The organism is Psychrosphaera sp. B3R10 (genome assembly GCF_018861025.1).
Lineage (GTDB): Bacteria > Pseudomonadota > Gammaproteobacteria > Enterobacterales > Alteromonadaceae > Psychrosphaera > Psychrosphaera algicola.
On sequence record NZ_JAHKQH010000025.1, the window covers coordinates 1 to 2050 of the forward strand.

The 2050-nt window shown below is 37.9% G+C and carries 2 protein-coding genes and 1 rRNA gene; 1 reads left to right on the top strand and 2 read right to left on the bottom strand.

Going from position 1 to position 2050, the window contains the following annotated elements; translation table 11 throughout:
• Positions 1-508: IS630 family transposase (locus KO525_RS09635; RefSeq protein WP_215963601.1), on the top strand; the 508-nt coding region annotated here is incomplete at its 5' end.
• 865 nt (positions 509-1373) lie between these two features.
• Here the strand turns inward: KO525_RS09635 and KO525_RS09640 are convergent.
• Together KO525_RS09640 and rrf are read right to left on the bottom strand one after the other, a co-directional pair.
• Positions 1374-1592, bottom strand: a complete 219-nt coding sequence (locus tag KO525_RS09640; protein WP_215963602.1) for a hypothetical protein — start codon at positions 1590-1592, stop codon at positions 1374-1376.
• Between the two features lie 157 nt (positions 1593-1749).
• Positions 1750-1864: ribosomal RNA gene (gene rrf, locus KO525_RS09645) — 5S ribosomal RNA — on the bottom strand.
• Positions 1865-2050: the final 186 nt, after the last annotated feature.

Consider the following 2050-nt stretch of genomic DNA (forward strand, 5'->3'; position numbering starts at 1 on the left):
CCAAGATGAAGCTCGTTTTGGTCAACAAAACACGACGAGTCGTGTTTGGGCAAAGAAAGGAAGCAGGCCACGAGCAGTCAAACAGCAACAATTCGAGTACGCCTATTTGTTTGGTGCGGTTTGCCCAGCAAATGGTAAAACTGAGGCGATAATAACCCCATACGTAAACAAAGAAGTAATGACATTACATATGGAGCAAATATCAAAGGCGACAGAATTAGGTAGACATGCCGTCGTCATAATGGATGGTGCAGGCTGGCATACGCTCGATACGGTACAACCATTTGATAATGTGACGCTAATAAAACTTCCACCATATTCACCAGAACTGAATCCAATCGAACAAGTATGGAGTTGGATGCGTCAGCACCATTTAGCCAATAAAAGTTTTAAAGGTTATGACGACATTGTGAACTCATGTACAAAAGCATGGAATTGCTTCATTAGCGATACAAAAAGAGTCATTAAAATGTGTACTAGGGCTTGGGCTTCAGTGGGAACAAATTAAGGTGGATTGGTATCATTAAAATGTGTACTAGGGCTTGGGCTTCAGTGGGAACAAATTAAGGTGGATTGGTATAACTGCAGTTAGCAATGGAACAACAACTCAAGTATGGCAAGATTGTTCTAAACCTGTAACCTTTTCAGAAATTGACAATGTTCCTCATACCTCAAATTATGACTCTGCTGCCCTACTTGAAATTTATGGCTGGATATTTAATTAAACTCAAAATACTAGCAATGGAGTTGCAATCCCCCTAGTGCCAAATACAGAAGAGGTTCATAGATCGCTTTAAATTGGCTCATGATTTCAGGACATAAAACGTCATTCCAAAAGAGCCAAAGCGATATTTGGAACCTCCAACCGAGTGCAGAGGAAGTTCATAATTCGTTTTAAATTAGCTCATAAGTCCAGAACAAAAACCGTCCTCTGTATATTGAAGGAGATCCCTAATATCGCTTCGCGATTTTTAAATGACGAGTTTTTTTGCAGAAAATGTAATTCTAAAACCTTTTAGTCTGAGTCAGCATCAGCGATATTCAGAACCTCCAACCGAATGAAGAGGAAATAACAAAATCAGCGACTCTGACCCCGCAGGTCGGTTTAATAGAGATAGATAATAAGTTGGGTATTTGCCAAAAAACTTGTTACATTTAGGTTATTTAAAGCGGTGGAAAGTAAGGGATTAATCCCAATTGTGAAAAATAAAAACGCATTCCAATAATGTGGGTTATTAATCTGAAATTCAAACTTAAAAATTTTCATATTGTAACTAATATATTTCAGTATTAGATAGAATAAAAATCCGATAAACAATGTTCATCGGATTTTACTTAAAAAACTAATGAAATATGATTTCAAACAGTTACTTTTACAATTTAGCGTGATTCTTATTTTTATTAGCAGCAATAAGCGATAAAATTGCAATATAAACTATTGAGATAGGAAAAATAATTCCAAGAACTCCTGCTATAGCAGAAAGATCTCTATAGTTATCAAATTTATTTTTCGTTACGTAAAACGCAGTAATGTAACAAAATAAGATTGACCCAATCACCAGTTTTAAGTACAAACCACTTTCAATCACCATATTCCCCTCCTATTTTGGTGTATAGACACAACTTAATCCTCCAGACGCGTTACCAGTACAGAAGCCGAGAGCTACGTAGTAGCGAGCCGCTCTAATGTTTAACGCCAAAACGAAAAAAATCCCTTGAACTTTCGTTCAAGGGATTTCTCGAATAGGAGCCTGGCGGTGAGCTACTCTCGCATGACAAATGCCACACTACCATCGCCGCAGCTGCGTTTCACTTCTGAGTTCGAAATGGAGTCAGGTGGTTCCACAGCGCTATTGCCACCAGGCAAAAGCTGGCTTGTAATCAATGTTCTACGAACACCGTTTACATAATTGATTTAACATTCAGAAAGCTCGTACCGCCCTAAAGCAATACGGTATAAATAAGATTTGTATTCAACATTCAATAATTTTGACCATCAATGTCTTAAGAACACTTAAGCGTTGTATGGTTAAGCCTCACGGGCAATTAG

Bases quoted from the DNA above. Each gene is read 5' to 3' on its own strand.
- KO525_RS09640 (WP_215963602.1), bottom strand. From the start codon at position 1,592: ATGGTGATTGAAAGTGGTTTGTACTTAAAACTGGTGATTGGGTCAATC.